Here is a 16284-nt window from a genome sequence, read left to right on the forward strand (position 1 = left end):
GCCCGGCGACCACGAAGCGGTCCACGGGGCTAGCGCCCCAGGATGAGGCTCATCGCCTCGGCCCGCGTCGCGCCGTCGCGCATCTGGCCCCGCACCGCCGACGTCACCGTGCGCGACCCCGGCTTGCGCACGCCGCGCATCGACATGCACAGGTGCTCGCACTCGACCACGACGATCGCGCCGCGCGGCTGCAGGTGCTCCACGAGCGCGTCCGCGATCTGCGACGTGAGCCGCTCCTGGACCTGGGGACGGCGCGCGAAGACCTCGACGAGGCGCGCGAGCTTCGACAGACCCGTGATGCGGCCGTCGACGTTGGGGATGTAGCCGATGTGCGCGACGCCGTGGAACGGCACGAGGTGGTGCTCGCACGTCGAGTACACCTCGATGTCCTTGACGAGCACCATCTCCTCGTGGCCGAGGTCGAAGGTCGTCGTGAGGACGTCCGCCGCCTCCTGGCGCAGTCCCGCGAAGATCTCGCGGTAGGCGCGCGCCACGCGCGCGGGCGTCTCGCGCAGCCCCTCGCGGTCCGGGTCCTCCCCCACGGCGAGCAGGAGCTCGCGCACCGCCGCCTCGGCACGCTCCTGGTCGTACGGCGGCACGTCCGCCGGGGCGCGCAGGTCCTCGGCCGCGCGGGCCCGCGTGATGGCGGTCGGCGCGGCGCCCGTGCCCGGAGCAGGGTGCGTGGAGGTGCCCATCAGTCCTGCCCCGGCTCGCGCACGTCCGTCGCGTCGACCGTGCCGTCGCGGCCGAGCGCCCGGTCGAGCGGGCTGTCCGCCGGGACCTCGCCGATGCGCTCGGGGGGCAGCTCGTCGTTCGCGGCGGCGGCCTCGTCCTGCGGGATCACCGGGGCGCCGTTCTGCGCCGCCTTCTCGGCGTCCGTGAGGACGGGACCGCGCTGGGACACCGCGCGCTGCTCGCTCGAGAGCCACACGTCGCGCGCGTCGCGCTTGACGACCGGCGCGAAGACCCGCGCGAGCTCCGCCTGGTTCAGCGTCTCCTTCTCGAGGAGCTCGAGCACGAGCGCGTCGAGCACGTCGCGGTACTGCGTGAGCACCTCCCACGCCTCGTCGTGCGCGGCCTCGACGAGCTTGCGCACCTCGTGGTCCACGGTGCCCGCGACGGACTCGGAGTAGTCGCGCGTGTGGCCCATGTCGCGGCCCATGAAGGGCTCGCCCGAGCCGGTGCCCAGCTTGATCGCGCCGACGCGCTCGCTCATGCCGTACTCGGTGACCATCTTCTTGGCGATCGCCGTGGCCTTCTCGATGTCGTTCGAGGCGCCCGTGGTCGGGTCGTGGAAGACGAGCTCCTCGGCGACGCGCCCACCCATGGCGTAGGCGAGCTGGTCGAGCAGCTCGTTGCGCGTCGTGGAGTACTTGTCCTCGGTCGGCATGACCATCGTGTACCCGAGCGCGCGGCCGCGCGGCAGGATCGTCACCTTGGTGACGGGGTCCGTGTAGCGCATGGCCGCGGCGACGAGGGCGTGCCCGCCCTCGTGGTACGCCGTGATCTTCTGCTCCTTGACGTTCATGACGCGCGTGCGCTTCTGCGGGCCGGCCACGACGCGGTCGATCGCCTCGTCGAGCGCGCGGTCGTCGATGAGCTGGGCGCCGCTGCGGGCGGTGAGGAGCGCGGCCTCGTTGAGCACGTTCGCGAGGTCGGCTCCGGTGAAGCCCGGCGTGCGGCGCGCGACCGCGGCGAGGTCGATCTCGGGGACGATCGGCTTGCCCTGGGCGTGCACGCGCAGGATCGCCTCGCGGCCCTTGAGGTCGGGCGCCTCGACGGCGACCTGGCGGTCGAAGCGGCCCGGGCGCAGGAGCGCCGGGTCGAGGATGTCGGGGCGGTTCGTCGCCGCGATGAGGATGACGTTCGTCTTGACGTCGAACCCGTCCATCTCGACGAGGAGCTGGTTGAGCGTCTGCTCGCGCTCGTCGTGCCCGCCGCCCATGCCGGCGCCGCGGTGACGGCCGACGGCGTCGATCTCGTCGACGAAGATGATGGCGGGCGAGTTCTCCTTGGCCTGGGTGAACAGGTCGCGGACGCGGCTCGCGCCGACGCCGACGAACATCTCGACGAAGTCCGAGCCGGAGATCGAGTAGAACGGCACGCCCGCCTCGCCGGCCACGGCGCGCGCGAGCAGCGTCTTGCCCGTCCCGGGCGGGCCGTAGAGCAGCACGCCCTTGGGGATCTTGGCCCCGACGGCCTGGAACTTGTCCGGCTCCGCGAGGAACTCCTTGATCTCGTGGAGCTCCTCGACCGCCTCGTCCGCACCGGCGACGTCCGCGAACGTCACCTGCGGGGTGTCCTTGGAGACCAGCTTGGCGCGCGACTTGCCGAAGCCCATCACGCGGGAGCCGCCGCCCTGCATGCGCGAGAGCAGGAACCAGAACAGCACGCCGATGATGAGGAACGGGATGAGCAGCCCGAGCAGGGACGACCAGAACGACGGCTGCGCGACCTCGGAGTTGTACCCGTCCTTGGGCTCCGCCGCGACGACCGCGTCGACCACGGCCTCGCCCTGGGGCTGGACGTAGTAGAACTCGACGTTCTTGCCCTTGTTCTCCTCGGTGTCCGTGCCTTCGTCGACCACGTAGTCGTCGGACAGCGTGAGGCGCACGCGCTGGTCGCCGTCCACGATGAGGGCCTGCTCGACCGTGTCGCCCGAGAGCAGCTCGAGGCCCTGGGACGTGTCGATGCGCTGGACCGTCGGGCGCGACAACGTCGCGAAGGCGATCCACAGGATCACGAGGCCCAGGACGATCCAGACGATCGGCCCACTGAGAATCTTCTTGATGTTCATCGGCGACGGGGCGTGCGCCCCGGATCCCTCCGCTCGCGCAAGTGTTCGGGCTCGAAACTACACTCTGGACCTTGACGCCTGCTGGGGATCACGCCTCTGTTCGCCCAGGGCGTGGCCCACGTCCCCTGGGCGCGGGCGCCACGGCGCCCGGACGCGGGACGCCGCCGCGCCACCGCGGCGAGGGGCGTCCCCGCCTCCCGTTCAGCTCGAGTACACGTGCGGGGCGAGCGTCCCGACGAACGGCAGGTTGCGGTACTTCTCCGCGTAGTCGAGGCCGTAGCCCACGACGAACTCGTTCGGGATGTCGAACCCGACGTACCGCACGTCGACGTCCGTCTTCGCGGCGTCGGGCTTGCGCAGCATCGCCGCGATCTCGACCGACGCCGGCCCGCGCGAGCGCAGGTTCGACAGGAGCCAGGAGAGCGTGAGACCCGAGTCGATGATGTCCTCGACGATGAGCACGTTGCGGCCCGTGAGGTCGGCGTCGAGGTCCTTGAGGATCCGCACGACGCCCGAGGACTTGGTGCCCGACCCGTACGACGAGACGGCCATCCAGTCCATCTCGACGTGGCTGTGCAGGCGGCGCGCGAGGTCCGCCATGACCATGACGGCGCCCTTGAGGACGCCGACGAGCAGGAGGTCCTTGCCCGCGTAGTCGCGGTCGATCTGCGCCGCGATCTCGTCGAGCCGCGCACCGAGCTGCTCCTCGGTGAGCAGGATGTTCTCGAGGTCGCCTGCGACGTCCGATGCTTCCACGGGGGTCACTCCTGAGGTGTGGGGGTGGGGGTGCTGAGGGTTCGCGGGGTGAGGCTGCGCCGGGGCGTCGTCTCGCGGCCCAGGGAAAGCCTGCCACACGCGCGCGTGGCCCTCAGGTCGCCCGGCAGGTGCACGGGGCCCTGGCCCCGCCACGCCGTGACGAGCGCGTCGAGCGCGTCGACGTGCACGGCGAACAGGTCGCTCGCCGGGCAGCCCGCGCGGAGCGCCGCGGACCGCAGGGCACGACGGCGCAGGGCCGGGTGCGCGGACGCGAGCACCTCAGTGTCGAGCACCACGCTCTCGGCACCCGACGCCGCCGGCCCGCGCTCGCCGTCGTCCGGGGACGCCACGAGGGCCGTCGCGAGGAGGTCTGCGGCGAGCGCGTCGAGCAGGTCGGCGTCGTCGCGCAGGAGGTCCGCGGTCCGCGCGAGCGCCGGCACCGCGCCGGGCCCGAGCACGTCGACCAGCGCGGGCACGACGCGCGCGCGCACCTGCGAGCGCAGGGGCAGCGCCGCGGTGCCCGGAGCCCCCGGGGCGTCGCCCGACGCCGCCGGTCCGTTCGTGGGGTCGTCCCACCACACGAGCCCGAGCGTGCGGCACACCGCCTCGGTCTCCGCGCGCCGCAGGGCGAGGAGCGGGCGCCGGTGGACGCCGCGTCGGGGCGCCATCCCGGCGAGCGAGCGGGCACCGGCCCCGCGGGCGAGCCCCAGCAGCACCGTCTCCGCCTGGTCGTCGAGCGTGTGCCCCAGGAGCACCGCGGCGGCGCCGTGCTCGGTCGCCGCGGCGTCGAGCGCCGCGTACCGGGCCGCGCGTGCGTCCGCCTCCGGGCCGTCGCCGGACGCCGGGACGACGACGCGGCGCACCTCGACCGGGTCGAGCCCCAGCCCGCGGCAGCGGTCCGCGGCGTCCGCCGCGACACCGGCGCTGCCCGCCTGGAGCCCGTGGTCCACGACGACGGCACCCGCGCGCAGCCCGAGCCGGGGCGCGACGAACGCCGTGGCGGCGGCGAGCGCCGTCGAGTCCGCACCGCCCGAGCACGCGACGAGCACGAGGTCGCCCGGCCGCAGGTCCCCGAGCGTGCGACGCACGGCGCGGCGCGCGGTCGCGACGACGGACGCCGGCCCGCCCACCGGCTCAGCCGTGGACGCGGCGCACCCAGGCGCGCGCGTCGGCGATCTCGCGGGCGGTCGGCAGGTTCTCGGGCGACGCCCACACGGCGTTGAACCCGTCGCGCCCGACCTCCTTCTCGACCGCGCGCACGAAGGCCGCGCCGTCGCGGTACTGCGCGATCTTGGCGTCCATGCCGAGCACGCGCCGGAGCACGACGTCGAACCCGGAGCGCTCCTCGCCGTCGCGCCGGGCCTCGAACTTGCGGCGGATGCTCCGCACCGTGCGCACGGTGCGCGGCCCGACGGCGTCCATCGCCACGTCGGCGTGCCCCTCCAACAGGGCCATGACGGCGGTGACGTCGGCGAGGCGGTCCTGCTCCTCGGGTGTGAGGAGGCCGTCGACGAGGGTCCCGTCCTCGCCGCGCACGGCGTGGAGGACGGCGCGCCCCACGGTGGCGAGCTTCTCGCGCAGGCGTGCCTCGGCAAGCCGGCGCGACGACGCGGAGAGCTCGGTGAGGAGTGCGCTCGCGCGCGTGCGGAGGTGGTCCGCGAGCCACGGCGCGGCGGCGAACTGCAGCGCGTGCGTCTGCTCGTGCAGGCACACCCAGAGGCGGAAGTCGGCGGGCTTGAGGTCCAGGGCGCGCTCCACCTGCAGCACGTTGGGCGCCACGAGCACGAGCCGCCCGGGCGAGCCGGTGGCCGCAGGCGACGGGCCGCCGTCGGGCACGACGCCGGCCGCGGCCGCGGGCGCGGTGCCGCCCAGCCCGCTGTAGGGGTCGAACTGACCGAGGACCCGGCTGGAGAGGACGGCGAGCACCGACCCCACCTGGGCGGCCCCGACGAGCGCCGTCGCCTGCGGGACGCGTCCGCGCTCGCCGACGAGCGCGTCCGTCACGCCATCGGTGAGCGACGCCATGATCTCGGTGTTGGCGCGGGCCCAGCGCGCACGGTCCACGACGTACACGGTGCCCAGGCCGGTCGTCGGTGCAGCCGTCTGGCCCGTCGTCGGACCGCCCGCGGCGGGGCTCATGCGCGTCACGTCGAGCACGTGGGGCACGGCGGCCTCCGCCGCGGCGCGCAGCCCCTCGACGAGGTCGGCGAGCTCGTCGCGCGACGCCTGCGGGCCCGGGCGCGCGAGCCGGCCCGCGATCTGGGCGGCGGCCGACCAGTCGACGATCGACGTGTCGCCGCGTGACGGGTCGCTGCCCGAACGGCCGTCCTGCTCGACGAGTGTCACCGTCTCACCGTATCCCGGGACCGGTGGTCATGTGAGGGGCGGGGATATACTCCAGGGATATACGACCGAGGAGGCTCCCTGATGGTCCGCACGACGGTGTTCCGCAGCAACAGGACGCAGGCGGTCCGCCTGCCCAAGGCGGTCGCGCTGCCCGACGACGTCCGCGAGGTCGAGGTCCGGACCGTCGGCAGGTCCCGCGTGATCACGCCGGCTGGCACCGGGTGGGACGAGTGGTTCGACCACGGGCTCCGCGTCGCCGACGACTTCCTGCCCGACCGTGACCAAGGGACGGCCGAGGAGCGCGGCGCCCTGTGAGCACGCTCTACCTGCTGGACACCAACGTCCTGGTGGCGCTGCTCCGCGGGAACGGCTCGGCGGCGCGCCCGAGGCTGCGGGAGGCGGAGGGGCGCGTCGCGGTCTCGACGGTGAGCGAGATGGAGCTCGAGTACGGCATCGAGAGGTCGGACGACCCGCCTCGCAACCGCAAAGCCGTCGACGAGCTGCTGTCGCTCGTGGACGTGCTCCCCTTCGACGGTCTCGCGGCGATGCACGCCGGACGCGTCCGCGCCCTCCTCGCCGCCCGCGGCACGCCTATCGGGCCCGACGCCCTCCTCGCCGGGCACGCCCGGTCGCTCGGGCTCGTCATGGTGACGAACAACGTCCGTGAGTTCTCCCGCGTCCCCGGCCTCGAGGTCGAGGACTGGCTGGCGGAAGCGCCGAGCGATCGCTGAGCCCCACCGGGTCAGGCGGTGCAGCCGCACTCCGCGAGCGCCGCGACGAAGTCGTCGAAGATGAGGCGCGCGCCGTACGTGCCCCCGTCGGGCACGGCGTCGGCCATGAGGGAGAACACGAGGAGGCGGTCGTCGGCCGTGACGACCGTGCCCGCGAGCGACGTGACGTTCGGCAGGCTGCCCGTCTTGGCCCGCACGACGCCGCGGCCCGCGTTCTCGAGGTAGCGCTCGCCGAGCGTCCCGGACAGTCCCGCGACCGGCAGCCCGACGGCGCCGGGCCGCAGCTGCGGGTGCGCCGGGTCCGCGAGCAGGCCGACGACCTCGTCGAGCTGGGCGGGCGTGACGACCGAGCCGTCGCCGAGACCCGAGAGGTCGGCGAGCGTCGCGCCCGTGAGGTCGACCCCGAGCCCCTCGACCGCCGACCGCACGGCCTGCGTCGCGCCCGCCGCGGAGCCGGGCAGCCCCGCGTCGATCGCGACGACGCGGCCCACCACCTCCGTGATGGTGTTGTCGGAGTGCTGGAGCAGGTACGCGACGACCTCGCTCAGTGGCGCGGACTCCACCTCGCCGACCGTGCGACCGTCGTCGGGCGCCGGCGCGCGCACCACGTCCCCCGCCACGGTGACCCCCTGCCCGGCGAGCGCGGCGACGAACGCGTCGGCGGCCGCCATCGCCGGGTCCTCCGCGCGCGGCGCGTACTCCTCGTCCTCGAGCCGCGCGACGTCGACCGCGAGCGCGGCGACGGGCGCGACGTAGCCGTTGCGCACGCTCGCCGGGTCGACGGTCGGCGCGACCGCGGCACCCGTGAAGAGCGTGTCGTCGAGGCGGAGCGAGATCGTCGTGCGGCCCGTGAGCTTGAGCTCGCCCGCGACCTGCGCGGCGAGGTCGCCGAGGCCCGCCCGGCCGTTGACCGCCGTCGGGTCTCCGGCGCCCGCGGCGAGCATCATGTCGCCGCCGCCCACGAGGTACACGGTCTCCTGCCCCTCGAGGACGGCGCGGGTCGGGAGGGTCGCGTGCGCCCCGGGAGACGTGAGGGCCGCCGCCGCGGTGAGCGTCTTGAGGGTCGACGCCGGGACGTGGCCCACGGTGTCGCCGCTCGCGCCGAGGACGTCGCCCGTCACGGCGTCGGTCACCAGGACGCCGACGCGCGGACCGAGCCGGGTGTCGGCCGCGAGGTCGTCCGCGAGGTCCTGCACGCTCCCCGTGGCCGGGACCGGGGCCGCAGGGTCGAGGGTCGGCAGCTCGACCTCGAGCGGTGGCGCCGCGACGGCGCCCGGCGCCTCGGGGAACGGGTTCGGCTCCGGGTAGGGCGCTGCGGTCGTCAGCACGCCGGGGACGACGTCGTACACGTCCGCCACGACGTAGCCGCCCGCGAGGACGAGCACGACGCCGACGGCCACGCCCGTGCGCGTCCCCCAGCCCATGCGTCTCCCTCGTTCCGTCCCGTGCGCGCGCGCCTCCGGGGCACCGGCGGGCACCGGTGCCTGGACCGGGACGTCGGGTGCGGGCACGTGCGCATTATCACTCAGCCCGCCCGCCCGGGAGCCCGGTGGGAACCCTCCCGCGGGGACGGCACGTGTCACACTAGTTCCCGCACGACGGCGTGGTCCGTCGTCCACAGACCCAGCCACCGCCCGAGCGTCGCGGTGCCGGTACGACTGGAGGAAGCAGTGGAGTTCGACGTCACGATCGAGATCCCCAAGGGGCAGCGCAACAAGTACGAGGTGGACCACGCGACCGGTCGCATCCGTCTCGACCGCATGCTCTTCACCTCGACGCGGTACCCCGACGACTACGGGTTCATCGAGGGGACGCTCGGCGAGGACGGTGACCCGCTGGACGCGCTCGTCCTGCTCGAGGAGCCCACGTTCCCCGGCTGCCTGATCCGGTGCCGTGCGCTCGGCATGTTCCGCATGCGCGACGAGGCCGGCGGCGACGACAAGGTCCTCTGCGTCCCGACGGGCGACCAGCGCGCCGCGTGGCGCCAGGACATCGACGACGTCTCCGACTTCCACCGCCTGGAGATCCAGCACTTCTTCGAGGTCTACAAGGACCTCGAGCCCGGGAAGTCCGTCGAGGGCGCCCACTGGGTCGGCCGCGCGGACGCCGAGGCCGAGATCGAGCGCTCCCTCCAGCGCGCCATCGACTCCGGGTACCACACTCCGGGCCACTGACACCCGGCTCGCGCCACCCACCACGACGGCGGCCGCTCACCTCCCGGGGTGAGCGGCCGCCGTCGTCTGCTGACGTCGCGAGGTCGGCCTAGGGGCGGCCCGCGTAGGGCATCGCGTCGGCCCAGCGCATCGCGACCTCGTGCACGGGGCTGCCGGGCTGACGGGCCTCGATCATCCTGCCGTTCCCGGTGTACATGGCGACGTGGCGGATGGTCGACGGGTTCGCGGTGTCGTTGGCGTAGAAGATCAGGTCGCCCGGGCGGAGCTGGTCGTAGGAGATCTTCTGCACGCGCTGGTACTGCGAGCGCGACGTGCGGGTGATGTCGACGCCCGCCGCGGACCACGCGCGCGACGTGAGGCCCGAGCAGTCGTAGCCCGGTCCGGTACCCCCGAACACGTACGGGGCGCCGATCTTGGTGCGCGCCCACGCGACGGCGGCCCGGCCCTGCGCCGCGCTGCCGACGCCCGTGCCCGGGGGCGGCGTCACGACCGGCGGCGGGTCGGGCGTCGGGGCGGGTGCCGGGTTCGGCGCGGGCGCGGGGTTCGGCGCAGGCGCGGGGTTCGGCGCGGGCGCGGGGTTCGGCGCGGGCGCGGGGTTCGGCGCCGGCGCGGGTGCCGGTGCTGGGTCGGGCGCCGGGTTCGTGGGTGCGGGGCTGCTCGTCGGGGGCGCCGCGGGAGCGCGCGACGACGTCCCCGCCGCCGGGGCCTCGACGCGCGCCCGGGCCGCGGCCTCGCGCTCGCTCGCGGCCTGCGCGTCGAGGGCGTCCTGGCGCCGGCGCTCGACGTCGACGCTCGTGGCCCGCGCGCGGGCGAGCTCGGCGAGGAGCGTCTCGCGCCGGGTCGCGGACTCCTGCACCGCGTCGTCGAGCGCGTCGGACGAGACCTGGGCGGCGGCGAGCGCGTCCCGCGCACGGTCCTCGACCTCGCCCTGGTGCGCGAGCGCCGCGTCGGCCCGGGCACGGGCGGTGTCGGCGACGGCACGCGCCGTCGCGTGCGCCTCGACCGCGCGACCCGCGGTCCGGCCGGCGACGCGCTCGGCGTTCTCCCGCTCGACGACCTGGCCCACCCTGTCCGCGTCGAGGACGGCACGCAACGCGTCGAGGTCGGTCGACCCCTGCCGGGACGCGCGGAACAGCGCACCGACCGCGGCGCGCGACTCCGACTCTCCCGTCCGGGCGGTCGCGAGAGCCTCCTGGGCGTCGCGGACCTCCGCGTCGGCCGTCGCGAGCGCGTCCTGCGCGGCCGCGTACTCCTCCGCCGCGGTCTCGACGGCCGCCTCGGCGGTGGACCGGCGGTCGCGCAGCGACGCCAGCTCACGCTCGACGGACTCGACGTCCCGGGCGGCACCGTCCACGGCCTCGCGCGCCGCGCGGGCGTCGTCGTCCGACGGCGGGTCGGACGACGCGGAGGGCGCGAGCCCCACGCCGAGCACGAGCGCGAGCAGGCCCGCCGCGGACGCGGACGCGAGCCGACGGGGACCGGTGGCCGGGCGACGCCGCGCTCCCCCGAGGAGCGTCGGCCGGGCGGCGTGCGCCGACGTCGCGTCGTCCATCGCCCCTCCTTCGACCGGTCGTCCGGCGTGTCCCGTTGACAGCACCCGCACGAGTCTGCCCAGAAGGTCCGCGATGCGCCATCGGAGCGGTGCCGACCTTCTCAGGATGTGGTCTCGCATCGCGAGACACCCCTGTCGGGCGGCGCGGATCCGGCCTAGCCTCACCAGCATGTCCCGCCGAATGTGTCGCTGACCCCAGCACACGTTCGCCTGCCCGCGAGCCGTCGTCGACGACGCCCTCGCCGTGGCGATCCCGTCCCGTGTGCGCCCCTCGCCGCGGTCGACGGCCGGCCTCCCGCCTCCTCGTCTCCCACGGCACCCGTCCGCCCGGCGCGCCGTGCGCCGTCGTCCCACCCCACCACCCGCAGGAGAGCACCATGAGCACCGAGAACGCACCCGCCTGGTCCTTCGAGACGCGCCAGGTCCACGCCGGCCAGACCGCCGACCCGACGACCGGCGCCCGCGCGCTGCCGATCTACCAGACCACGTCGTTCGTCTTCCCCGACGCATCGGTGGCCGCCGACCGCTTCGCGCTCAAGGACCTCGGGCCGATCTACACGCGCATCGGCAACCCGACGCAGGAGGTCGTGGAGAACCGCATCGCGTCGCTCGAGGGCGGCGTCGGCGCGCTGCTCCTCGCGTCCGGGCAGGCCGCGACGACGTTCGCGATCCTCAACGTCGCCGAGGCGGGCGACCACGTCGTCGCCTCGCCGAGCCTCTACGGGGGTACCTACAACCTCCTGCAGTACTCGCTCGCCAAGCTGGGCGTCGAGACGACGTTCGTCACCGACCCGCACGACCCGCAGGCCTGGCGCGACGCCGTACGCCCGAACACGAAGCTGTTCTTCGGCGAGACGATCCCCAACCCGCAGGCCGACGTCCTCGACGTCGAGGCCGTCGCGGCGGTCGCGCACGAGGTGGGCGTGCCGCTGATCGTCGACAACACCGTCGCGACCCCCTACCTGCTGCGGCCGCTCGAGCACGGGGCGGACGTCGTCGTGCACTCGGCGACGAAGTACCTCGGCGGGCACGGCTCCGCCATCGGCGGCGTGATCGTCGACGGCGGCACGTTCGACTACGCGGCGTACCCGGAGCGGTTCCCGAACTACAACACCCCCGACCCGTCGTACAACGGCCTCGTCTACGCGCGCGACCTCGGCGTGGACGGCATCCTCGGCGCGAACCTCGCCTACGTGCTCAAGGCGCGCGTGCAGCTCCTGCGCGACCTGGGCTCGGCGATCTCGCCGTTCAACGCGTTCCTCATCGCCCAGGGCATCGAGACGCTGTCGCTGCGCGTCGAGCGCCACGTCGCGAACGCGCAGAAGGTCGCCGAGTGGCTCGAGGCGCGCGACGACGTCCGCACGGTGCACTACGCGGGGCTGGCGTCGAGCCCGTGGCACGCCAACGCGCAGAAGTACCTGCCGCGCGGCGCCGGCGCGGTCCTCGCGTTCGAGCTCGACGGCGGCAGCGAGGCCGGGCAGGCGTTCGTCTCCGCCCTGCAGCTCCACTCGAACGTCGCGAACATCGGCGACGTCCGCTCGCTCGTCATCCACCCGGCCTCGACCACCCACGCCCAGCTCAGCCCCGAGGAGCAGGCGAAGTCCGGTGTGACGCCCGGCCTGGTCCGTCTCGCGGTCGGCATCGAGCACGTCGACGACATCCTCGCCGACCTCGAGCTCGGGTTCACCGCCGCCAAGTCGTCGCTGGGCGCCTGAACGACGGCGTCCGCAGGCGCGACAGAACCACGACGAGGACTGCGATGACGGATCTGGACAGCCGGGGCGCCCTGCGCGCCCCGGCCGTACAGTGGCCGACGGTGAGCCCTGTGAACGACGACCTCCTCTCCCCCGCCCCCGACGCCCGGCGCGACCAGCGCGCGGACGCCTCGGGGCGCGGCGTCGCGCCGTCGCGCGCGCGGGTGAAGGCGCCGGTCCCGGCGACGGGCGCCTGGCGCGAGGGCGACCCGGTGGGGCGGCGGCAGTTCGCCGACGTCGGCACGTTCGACCTCGAGTCCGGCTCTCGCCTGCCCGACGTCCGCGTCGCGTTCGAGACGTGGGGCACGCTCGCACCGGACGGGTCGAACGCCGTCCTCGTGCTGCACGCCCTCACCGGTGACTCCCACGTCAGCGGCCCCGCGGGCGAGGGCCACGCCACCGCGGGCTGGTGGGAGTCGCTCGTCGGGCCTGGCGCGCCGATCGACACCGACCGCTGGTTCGTCGTCGCGCCCAACGTGCTCGGCGGGTGCCAGGGCACCACCGGCCCCGCGTCGACCGCCCCCGACGGCCGGCCCTGGGGCAGCCGCTTCCCGCGCGTGACGACCCGCGACCAGGTCGCGGTCGAGATCGAGCTCGCGCGGACTCTCGGTATCACGTCGTGGGCGTTCGTCGTCGGCGCCTCGATGGGTGGGCACCGCGTCCTCGAGTGGGCGCTGCTCGGACCGGAGGCGGGCGTCGACGTCGTCTCGCTCGCCGCGATCGCGACGACCGCGCAGACGACCGGCGACCAGATCGCCTGGGCGCACCCGCAGCTCGGCGCGGTCCGTGCCGACCCCGGGTTCCGTGGCGGGGACTACTACGACGCCGCGGACGGCGACGGCCCGCACGTCGGGCTCGGTATCGCGCGGCAGATCGCGCACGCGACCTACCGGTCCGCGCGCGAGCTCGACGAGCGGTTCGGCCGCCTCCCGCAGGGCGGCGAGGACCCGTTCACCGACGGCCGGTACGCCGTGCAGTCGTACCTCGACCACCACGGCGACAAGCTCGCGCGCCGCTTCGACGCCAACTCGTACGTCGTGCTCACCGAGTCGATGCTCACGCACGACCTCGGTCGCGACCGCGGCGGGGTCGAGGCGGCGCTCGCGCAGGTCGCCGCGCACGCGCTCGTCGTCGCGGTCGACACGGACCGGCTCTTCCTGCCCGCCGACTGCGCGCGCATCGCGGCCGGTATCCCCGGCGCCGAGCCGCTGCGCACGCTCACGAGCGACTTCGGGCACGACGGGTTCCTCATCGAGTTCGACCAGCTCGGACCGATCGTCGCGGACTTCCTCGGGGAGCCGGCGCGCGTCCGCGACTGACGCGCCGACCGACCTGTCCACGAGGTGGCTCCGTGGCGGGCGTGCCCGCCCCGTCCTGGCACGATGAAGAGATGGACAGCGACGTGACCGAGGCGGCTCAGCACCTGCGCACCCAGTGGGAGCGGCTCGACCGCTGGCTGCGGGACCTCGAGGGCGAGCTGGACCGCGACGCAGGTCGTGCGAGCGTGCTCGACGGCTGGACCGTCGGCGAGCTGGTCACCCACCTCGGTCGTGTCATGGAGACCCTCGCGCTGTGCGGGCCGGTGCCCGCCGGCACCGTTCCCCTCACGCTCGCGGAGTACCTCGGCACGTACCCGGAGCGTGCGGAGGAGATCGAGCACTCGACACGCGCCCTCGACGCGGAGATCGCCGACGACCGCCTCGGGCGCGTCCAGGCCTTCGCCGCGGCCGGCTTCGCCCGGCTCGACGAGCTCGGCGACCAGCACGTCGTGCAGGCGCGGCGCGGCCCCATCACCCTCCAGGACATGGTGCGCTCACGGGTCCTCGAGCTCGTCGTCCACGCCGACGACCTCGCCCGCACGTTCCCGGGCGTGGTCACCGACCCGGTGGACCGCGGCGCGCTCGACGCCGTCGCGGCCGAGCTGCTGCACGTCGTCGTCACGCGCGGCGGCTGGGCGCTCGAGGTGCGCGACCCCCGCCTCTGGCTGCGCCTCGCGTGCGGCCGCGTCCCCTACGACGTCGACGAGCTCGCGCGGGCGCTCGAGCCCGTGCACACCTCCGAGGCGGTCCCCGACCTCGGCCGCATGCTCCCGCTGCTCTGACCGCTCCACCGGTGGGGTGACGCGCGGCACGCGCTCTCCCGTGGTTGCGGCGCGGACCGGACCGTAGGTTGGGGGCATGCTCGCCGCCTACGCCGACCACCTCGACCCCGACGACCCCCTGGCCGGCCTGGTCGTCGGGGACCGTTCCGAACCCGAGCCTCGCGAGCACTGGACCACCGTCGACGTACGCGCCGCGTCGCTCAACCACCACGACCTGTGGTCGCTGCGCGGGGTCGGGCTGCCCACCGACCGGCTCCCCATGATCCTCGGGACCGACGGCGCGGGCGTCGCCCCCGACGGCAGCGAGGTCGTCGTGCACGCGGTGATCGGGGCGGACGGGCACGGGGTCGGGCCGACGGAGCGTCGGTCGCTCCTCTCCGAGCGCTACCCGGGCACGCTCGCCGAGCGCGTCGCCGTCCCGACGCACAACCTCGTCCCCAAGCCCCCGGAGCTGACGTTCGTCGAGGCCGCCTGCGTGCCGACCGCCTGGCTGACGGCGTACCGCATGCTCTTCACCGCCGGTGGTGCCGCGCCCGGCGACCGCGTGCTCGTCCAGGGCGCGGGCGGTGGTGTCGCGACGGCGGCCGTCGCCCTGGGCGCGGCCGCCGGGCTCGAGATGTGGGTGACCTCCCGCTCCGCCGGCAAGCGCGCCGGCGCCGTGAGGCTCGGGGCGGCCGCGACGTTCGAGCACGGTGCGCGTCTGCCGGCGCCGGTCGACGTCGTCGTCGAGACGGTCGGCCAGGCGACCTGGCGACACTCGCTGCGCGCGGTCCGCCCGGGCGGGACCGTCGTCGTCGCCGGGGCCACGAGCGGGGACGCGTCGCCCGCCGAGCTGACCCGCGTCTTCTTCCACGAGATCCGCATCCAGGGCGTGACGATGGGGACGCGCGACGACCTCGCGGCGCTGCTGCGGTTCCTCGCGCGGAGCGAGGTGCGGCCCGTCGTCGACCAGGTGCTGCCCCTGACGCAGGCTCGCGACGGCCTCACCCGACTCGCCGCCGGGGCGCAGTTCGGCAAGGTGGTGCTCACGCCGTGACGTCGTCCGGCTGGGGTCCGGACGTCCTCGGCGCCGGGTACGAGCAGCGCACGGTCGAGCTGGAGCCCGACGACGAGGGCGAGGTCGTCGTGACCGTGGTCCGCCACGCGCCGGCGACCGACGAGCCGATCCGGCCGGCGCGCGCGGTGCTGTACGTCCACGGGTGGAGCGACTACTTCTTCCAGACCGAGCTCGCCGAGACCTGGCGCGCGCTCGGCGCCGCGTTCTACGCCGTCGACCTCCGCAAGTACGGACGCAGCCTGCGCCCGCACCAGACGCCCGGGTACGCCGACCACCTCACCGAGTACGACGCCGACATCGCCGCGGCGCTCGAGGTCGTCCGGGCGGACCTCGGCCAGCACGCGGCGATCATGCTCATGGGTCACTCCACCGGCGGCCTCGTCGCGGCGCTCTGGGCGCACCGGCACCCCGCCGTCGTCCGGGGGCTGGTGCTCAACAGCCCGTGGCTCGAGCTCCAGGGATCGTCCGTCGCGAGAACCGTCTCGGGACCCGCGATCCGTCAGCTCGCACGCTTCCAGCCACGCACGCCGCTGCCGAACGTCGACCCCGGCTACTACGCCAGGACGTTGCGCGACCGCGACGACGGCTCCTGGGTCATCGACGACGCCTGGCGTCCCGTGCCGTCGTTCCCCGTCCGCGCCGGCTGGCTGCGTGCGGTCATCTCGGGCCACGCCCGCGTCGCAGCCGGGCTCACCATCGACTGTCCCGTGCTCGTGCTCCTCGCCGAGAAGTCGCTGTTCAGCACCCGCTGGTCCGAGGACATGCGTTCTGCCGACATCGTGCTCGACGTCGAGCCCCTGGCCCGCCGCGCCGCGCACCTGGGACGGGTCGTCACCATCGTCAGGATCCCCGGCGGGATGCACGACCTCTCCCTCTCGGCGCCCGAGCCGCGCGCCCGGTTCTTCGCGGAGATCGTGCGCTGGTCGGCGGCCTACGGCTGGGCCTGACCCGTCCCGCGGGGCGTCTCTACGCAGGACCGCGCGGGGCCAGGGTCACGCGCAACATGGGGGTATGCA

At 74.7% G+C, this 16284-nt stretch carries 15 protein-coding genes; 8 read left to right on the forward strand and 7 right to left on the reverse strand.

Annotated features, from left to right (window positions below; all coding sequences use genetic code 11):
• Positions 1-29: 29 nt before the first annotated feature.
• The 5 genes from folE to FB00_RS16045 form a co-directional block, all read right to left on the reverse strand.
• On the reverse strand, positions 30-695 hold the full coding sequence (gene folE, locus FB00_RS16025) for a GTP cyclohydrolase I FolE (protein ID WP_231581897.1): 666 nt from the start codon (positions 693-695) through the stop codon (positions 30-32).
• On the reverse strand, positions 695-2797 hold the full coding sequence (gene ftsH / locus FB00_RS16030) for an ATP-dependent zinc metalloprotease FtsH (RefSeq protein WP_047233908.1): 2103 nt from the start codon (positions 2795-2797) through the stop codon (positions 695-697). The genes folE and ftsH overlap by 1 nt, the downstream gene beginning before the upstream one ends.
• 201 nt (positions 2798-2998) lie before the next feature.
• Positions 2999-3553 (reverse strand): hypoxanthine phosphoribosyltransferase, encoded by a 555-nt coding sequence (hpt, locus tag FB00_RS16035; protein WP_047233909.1) that lies wholly within the window; start codon positions 3551-3553, stop codon positions 2999-3001.
• Between the two features lie 5 nt (positions 3554-3558).
• Entirely contained in the window at positions 3559-4683 is a 1125-nt protein-coding gene (gene tilS, locus FB00_RS16040; protein WP_047233910.1) for a tRNA lysidine(34) synthetase TilS, read from the reverse strand.
• A gap of 4 nt (positions 4684-4687) precedes the next feature.
• Positions 4688-5899 carry a zinc-dependent metalloprotease gene (locus FB00_RS16045; protein WP_082141403.1) on the reverse strand — a complete coding sequence of 404 codons (1212 nt, stop codon included), beginning with the start codon at positions 5897-5899 and terminating at the stop codon, positions 4688-4690.
• Between the two features lie 81 nt (positions 5900-5980).
• On the opposite strand from FB00_RS16045, the gene vapB reads away from it, so the two are divergent.
• Both vapB and FB00_RS16055 read left to right on the forward strand, forming a co-directional pair.
• Positions 5981-6214 (forward strand): type II toxin-antitoxin system VapB family antitoxin, encoded by a 234-nt coding sequence (vapB, locus tag FB00_RS16050; RefSeq protein WP_047233911.1) that lies wholly within the window; start codon positions 5981-5983, stop codon positions 6212-6214.
• Complete coding sequence (locus tag FB00_RS16055; RefSeq protein ID WP_047233912.1) at positions 6211-6630, forward strand: type II toxin-antitoxin system VapC family toxin; 420 nt, start codon at positions 6211-6213, stop codon at positions 6628-6630. Before vapB ends, FB00_RS16055 begins: the two co-directional genes overlap by 4 nt.
• Before the next feature lie 11 nt (positions 6631-6641).
• Here FB00_RS16055 and dacB read toward each other — a convergent pair whose 3' ends face one another.
• Positions 6642-8141: a D-alanyl-D-alanine carboxypeptidase/D-alanyl-D-alanine-endopeptidase gene (gene dacB, locus FB00_RS16060; protein WP_331386751.1), complete on the reverse strand. Its 1500-nt coding sequence runs from the start codon at positions 8139-8141 to the stop codon at positions 6642-6644.
• A 159-nt stretch (positions 8142-8300) separates the two neighbouring features.
• Here dacB and FB00_RS16065 point away from each other — a divergent pair, with 159 nt between their 5' ends.
• On the forward strand, positions 8301-8804 hold the full coding sequence (locus FB00_RS16065) for an inorganic diphosphatase (protein WP_034655165.1): 504 nt from the start codon (positions 8301-8303) through the stop codon (positions 8802-8804).
• Between the two features lie 88 nt (positions 8805-8892).
• Here FB00_RS16065 and FB00_RS16070 read toward each other — a convergent pair whose 3' ends face one another.
• Positions 8893-10356 carry a C40 family peptidase gene (locus FB00_RS16070; protein ID WP_052877730.1) on the reverse strand — a complete coding sequence of 488 codons (1464 nt, stop codon included), beginning with the start codon at positions 10354-10356 and terminating at the stop codon, positions 8893-8895.
• 377 nt (positions 10357-10733) lie between these two features.
• Here FB00_RS16070 and FB00_RS16080 point away from each other — a divergent pair, with 377 nt between their 5' ends.
• The 5 genes from FB00_RS16080 (at position 10734) to FB00_RS16100 (ending at position 16215) form a co-directional block, all read left to right on the forward strand.
• A complete protein-coding gene (locus FB00_RS16080; RefSeq protein WP_047233915.1) occupies positions 10734-12071 on the forward strand; it encodes a bifunctional o-acetylhomoserine/o-acetylserine sulfhydrylase in 1338 nt (445 codons plus the stop codon).
• Between the two features lie 44 nt (positions 12072-12115).
• Positions 12116-13429: a homoserine O-acetyltransferase MetX gene (metX, locus tag FB00_RS16085; RefSeq protein WP_082141404.1), complete on the forward strand. Its 1314-nt coding sequence runs from the start codon at positions 12116-12118 to the stop codon at positions 13427-13429.
• 71 nt (positions 13430-13500) lie between these two features.
• The gene (locus FB00_RS16090) at positions 13501-14211 is read left to right on the forward strand and encodes a maleylpyruvate isomerase N-terminal domain-containing protein (RefSeq protein WP_047233916.1); all 711 of its coding nucleotides are present in this window, start codon (positions 13501-13503) and stop codon (positions 14209-14211) included.
• A gap of 76 nt (positions 14212-14287) precedes the next feature.
• Positions 14288-15247 (forward strand): zinc-binding dehydrogenase, encoded by a 960-nt coding sequence (locus tag FB00_RS16095; protein WP_047233917.1) that lies wholly within the window; start codon positions 14288-14290, stop codon positions 15245-15247.
• Entirely contained in the window at positions 15244-16215 is a 972-nt protein-coding gene (locus tag FB00_RS16100; protein WP_047233918.1) for an alpha/beta hydrolase, read from the forward strand. The genes FB00_RS16095 and FB00_RS16100 overlap by 4 nt, the downstream gene beginning before the upstream one ends.
• Positions 16216-16284 lie beyond the last annotated feature (69 nt).

This window comes from Cellulosimicrobium funkei, assembly GCF_001019615.1.
GTDB lineage: Bacteria > Actinomycetota > Actinomycetes > Actinomycetales > Cellulomonadaceae > Cellulosimicrobium > Cellulosimicrobium cellulans_E.